Below are 3441 nucleotides of genomic sequence, written 5' to 3'. Positions count from 1 at the left end.
GGCGGTCTTTTTCCGGGGCGGGGGCCGCCTGCGCGCCCTCGGCCGGGCGCTGGGCCGTCCAGCCCGCCTGGTGCCGGTGCCCGCCGCGCTGTTGCAAACGGGCGCCGCGCTGCTGGGGCGACGTGACCTGGCCCAGCGCCTGCTGGGCTCGCTGCAAGTGGACATCACCAAGAACCACCAGCTGCTGGGCTGGCGACCGCCCTACACGCTGGAGCAAGGCCTGGCCGCCACCGCGCACGCCTTCAAGGAGAACCACCGCCCATGACCGCCATCCTCATCGTGGCAGGCATCGCCACCTGGCTGATGACGGCGGCACTGCGCCGCTACGCGCTGTCGCGCAGCCTGCTGGACATCCCCAATGCCCGCAGCTCGCACACCTTGCCCACGCCCCGTGGCGGGGGGGTGGCCTTCGTCGTGGCCTTCATGGTCGGTGTGCTGGTGCTGGGCTGGGCCGGGTACGTGGCGCCGTCGGTGCTGGTGGGCATCCTCGGGGCAGGGGGCCTGGTGGCCGTAATCGGGTTCATGGACGACCACGGGCACATTGCCGCGCGCTGGCGCCTGCTGGGCCATTTCGCCGCAGCCGCCTGGGGGCTGGCCTGGCTGGGTGGTCTGCCGCCAATCAGCGTGTTCGGCTGGCCGTTGCATGCTCTGTGGCTAGCCGCGCCGCTGGGGCTGCTGTACCTGGTCTGGCTGTTGAACCTCTACAACTTCATGGACGGCATCGATGGCATTGCCAGCATCGAAGCCATTTGCGTGTGCCTGGGCGGCACCGTGCTGTTCTGGCTGGCGGGTGCGCCGGGTGCTGCGTGGTTGCCGCTGCTGCTGGCCGCCACCGTCACCGGTTTCCTGATCTGGAACTTCCCGCCTGCCCGCATCTTCATGGGCGATGCGGGCAGTGGTTTTCTTGGCATCGTGCTGGGTTTGCTGGCAATCGTGGCAGGTTGGATAGATCCGCTACTCTTCTGGGGGNNGGTTAATACTTTTGGGTGTATTCGTGGTAGACGCTACCTTCACCTTGGCGCGCCGTTTGCTACGCGGTGAAAGGGTCTACGAAGCACATCGCAGCCATGCCTACCAGTACGCTTCGCGGCGCCACGGTCGTCACCGGCCGGTGAGCCTGGCGGCGGCGGCCATCAACCTGGGCTGGCTGCTGCCCGTCGCGTTGGTCGTCGTGGTGCTCAAACTTGATGGGGCAACCGGAACCTTGGTGGCCTATGCCCCTCTGATACTGTTGGCAGTTGCCTACCGGGCAGGGGAGAAGGAATAGCATGCTCCAGCAAGGCGGGCGCAATCAGGGTTGTACAGGGCTGTATGTTCGGCAGTCGCTCTGGTCATTTTCACAAGATGGCGTAGCCATGAGGAAAACCCGATGAGCAATGCGAAGAACGACAGGCTGCGGCAGTTTCTGGTCACCCTGTCACGCCGGCAAAAACGCCTGATCCAGGTGTGTGCCGACATTGCCCTCATCTGGTTCGCGCTGTGGCTGTCGTTCATCGTGCGGCTAGGCGTGGAGGAAATGTACAACCCCATCGTCGAGCACACCTGGCTGTTCATGGCCGCGCCGTGCGTGGCCATCCCCTTGTTTATCCGCTTCGGCATGTACCGGGCGGTGATGCGCTACTTCGGCAACGATGCGCTGGTGGCGATCATCAAGGCGGTGACCCTGTCTTCGCTGATCCTGGCGGTGGTGGTGTACTGGTACAGCAACCACGAGGTGGTGGTACCGCGCTCGATCATCTTCAACTACTGGTGGTTGAGCATGGTGATCATCGGCGGCTTGCGCCTGATCATGCGCCAGTATTTTCTGGGCGACTGGTTCACCGGCGCCCATCAGATCCCTTTCGCCAACCGCGACGACGGGCAGATCAAGGTAGCCATCTATGGTGCAGGTACCGCCGGCAACCAGCTGCTGGCGGCGTTGCGCATGGGCCGGGTGATGCGCCCGGTGGCCTTCCTCGACGATGACGGCGACCTGGCCAACCGGGTCATCTCCGGGCTGCAGGTCTACAAGCCCAAGCACCTGCAACAGATGCTCAAGGAAACCGGCGCCCAGGAGGTGTTGCTGGCACTGCCGTCGGCCACCCGTGCGCGGCGCCGAGAGATTCTCGCCCTGCTCGAACCGTACCCCCTGCACGTGCGAAGCGTGCCGGCCTTTGCCGACCTGGCCACTGGCCGGGTAAAGGTGGACGATATTCAGGACGTGGACATTGCCGACCTGCTCGGGCGCGACCCGGTGCCCGCGCAGGAAGGCTTGCTGGAGCGCTGCATTCACAAGCAGGTGGTGCTGGTGACCGGTGCCGGCGGCTCCATTGGCGCCGAGCTGTGCCGGCAGATCATCGGCCTTGGGCCCAAGACCTTGCTGCTGCTGGACCATGCCGAATTCAACCTATACAGCATCCTCAGCGAGTTGGAGCAGCGCGTGGCCCGCGAATCGCTGTCGGTGCAGTTGCTGCCGATCCTGGGCTCGGTGCGCAACCAGCAACACTTGGTCGATGTGATGAGCACCTGGCGCGTGGACACCGTCTACCATGCAGCCGCCTACAAGCATGTGCCGATGGTCGAGCACAACATCGCCGAAGGCATTCTCAACAACGTCTACGGCACCTTGTGCACGGCCCAGGCGGCATTGCAGACCGGGGTGGCCAACTTTGTGCTGATCTCCACCGACAAGGCCGTGCGCCCGACCAATGTGATGGGCAGCACCAAGCGACTGTCCGAGTTGATCCTGCAGGCGCTCAGCCGGGAAGCGGCGCCGGTGCTGTATGGCGATTGCAACAAGATCGCGCGGGTGAACAAGACCCGCTTCACCATGGTGCGTTTCGGCAACGTGCTGGGTTCGTCCGGTTCGGTGATTCCGCTGTTCCACCAGCAGATCAAGACAGGTGGCCCGCTGACGGTTACCCACCCCAAGATCACCCGTTACTTCATGACCATCCCGGAGGCGGCGCAACTGGTGGTGCAGGCCGGGGCCATGGGGCAGGGCGGGGATGTGTTCGTGCTGGACATGGGCGAGCCGGTGCGCATCGTCGAGCTGGCGGAGAAGATGATTCACCTGTCGGGCTTGAGCGTGCGCAGCTCGTCCAATCCTCAGGGCGACATCGCCATCGAGTTCACGGGTTTGCGGCCGGGTGAGAAGTTGTACGAGGAGCTGCTGATCGGCGACGACGTATCCCCCACCGCGCACCCGATGATCATGGCGGCCAACGAGGACTACCTGGCGTGGGAACGGTTGCGCGAAGGGCTGACGCTGTTGCTGGCGGCGGTGGCCGAGGACGACTTCACCCGCGTGCGGCAGTTGCTGCGCGAGATGGTGAACGGGTATTCGCCGCAGGGCGATATCGTGGACTGGGTTTACCTGCAGCGTCGCCAGGGGCCGGTGGAGCGGTAAGTGCTTGAGCCGTCGATTGGGCTCGGTGCCCCGGGGCCGCTTTGCGGCCCATC

1 protein-coding gene and 2 pseudogenes are annotated in these 3441 nt (G+C 64.8%); all 3 read left to right on the top strand.

Going from position 1 to position 3441, the window contains the following annotated elements:
- Positions 1 to 265, top strand: a pseudogene (locus B2S33_RS21455) (hypothetical protein); the annotation flags it as partial.
- A pseudogene (locus B2S33_RS21450) lies at positions 262 to 1267 on the top strand (MraY family glycosyltransferase). The pseudogenes B2S33_RS21455 and B2S33_RS21450, both read left to right, overlap by 4 nt.
- A 102-nt stretch (positions 1268 to 1369) precedes the next feature.
- Positions 1370 to 3388, top strand: coding sequence for a polysaccharide biosynthesis protein (locus B2S33_RS21445; RefSeq protein WP_023535319.1), 2019 nt, complete (start codon positions 1370 to 1372; stop codon positions 3386 to 3388).
- The last annotated feature ends 53 nt before the right edge of the window (positions 3389 to 3441 follow it).

The organism is Pseudomonas sp. UBA5568 (assembly GCF_002425525.1).
Classification (GTDB): Bacteria; Pseudomonadota; Gammaproteobacteria; order Pseudomonadales; family Pseudomonadaceae; genus Aquipseudomonas; species Aquipseudomonas fulva.
Note: the sequence above shows the minus strand (reverse complement) of the source record. Positions and strands in the feature narration are given on the sequence as shown.

Bases quoted from the DNA above. Each gene is read 5' to 3' on its own strand.
- B2S33_RS21445 (WP_023535319.1), top strand. From the start codon at position 1,370: ATGAGCAATGCGAAGAACGACAGGCTGCGGCAGTTTCTGGTCACCCTG.